Origin of the sequence: Mesorhizobium ventifaucium, assembly GCF_935822925.1 — a bacterium.
GTDB classification, from domain to species: domain Bacteria; phylum Pseudomonadota; class Alphaproteobacteria; order Rhizobiales; family Rhizobiaceae; genus Mesorhizobium; species Mesorhizobium ventifaucium.
The window spans coordinates 1-1,203 of record NZ_CAKXZS010000027.1 but is presented as its reverse complement, the minus strand read 5'-3'; the positions used below and the strand labels follow the sequence as shown (position 1 = coordinate 1,203).

Here is a 1,203-nt window from a genome sequence, read left to right as displayed (position 1 = left end):
GTGTGGACGCCCCCGTTGGTGCAAGAAGAATCTTTTCGAAGAGCGCGGAGCGTGGTCGGGTGCTGACATGTGTCCGGCCTCTGGTGCGGCTGTCACCTGCCGCGGGCCCGTATGGGAGTTCGCGGAGCGGGTCCAATTCAATCTGGCGCGCTCAAGGCGCGTATCCATGATCTGGTTTTCCCGATCCCGTCTCATTGACCGTAGCGCCATACTCTCCGTTCGACCTTCTCACACTTTGGTAGCCCGCTCGAGGAGCGGACTATCCCGCCAAGGCCGGTGCCCGGTAGGTCCCGCCCTTGGCCATCAATGCCCACACAATACGTGCCGTCTTGTTGGCCAGAGCAATGATCACCAGCATCGGCGGTTTGCGATTCAGCATCCGGATGAGCCAGGGATCTGTCGCCGCACCCTTGCGCATGGCCCAGCGCACGGTGGCGCTGGCCCCGATGATCAGCAGCCGTCGCAGGGTTCGCTCGCCCATTCGGGATGTCTCGCCGAGCTTCTGCTTTCCCCCTGAAGAACGTTGCAGCGGCGTGAGGCCGAGCCATGCCGCAAAGTCGCGACCTCTCTTGAAGGTCTGAGCGGACGGAGCCAACGCGGCAACAGCCGTCGCGGTGATCGGTCCTATGCCGGGAATGGTCATCAATCGCCTGGCTTCTGCATCCTCCCTGGCGCGCTTGGCGATCTCGCGGTCGAGCCCGGCCACTCTCTCGTCCAGCGACCGCAACTGCGCAACGAGCAGAGACAGGATCGGACGAGCAGCTTCGGGGATAGCCGAACCATTGTCCTCAATTGCCGCGATGAGCTTGGCCACATGGAAGAGGCCCTGCGCAGCCACCAGACCAAATTCGGCAAGATGGCCCCGTATCGCATTGATAGTCTGGGTCCGCTGGCGCACCACAAGATCGCGCACGCGAAACACCATAGCCGCAGCCTGCTGATCTTCGCTCTTCACCGCCACGAACCGCATGGTCGGCCGCTGCGCCGCTTCACAGATCGCTTCGGCGTCAGCGGCATCGTTCTTCTGCCGCTTCACGAAAGGCTTCACGTATCCCGGAGCGATTAGCCGGACATCGTGCCCCAGCTTCGCAATCTCCCGCGCCCAGTAATGGCCGCCGGCGCACGCTTCCATGGCAACCCTGCAGGCTGGCTGAGCAGCAAGAAACCTGAGTACGTGATCGCGGCGAAGCTTCTTCCTGAACA

The 1,203-nt window shown here is 62.7% G+C and carries 1 protein-coding gene; it reads right to left on the bottom strand.

Annotation, left to right across the window (positions count from 1 at the left end; all coding sequences use genetic code 11):
- Window positions 1-259 precede the first annotated feature (259 nt).
- Window positions 260-1,203, bottom strand: a 944-nt coding sequence (locus NMG70_RS23440; RefSeq protein WP_254026723.1) for an IS110 family RNA-guided transposase, incomplete at its 5' end; no start/stop codon positions are given.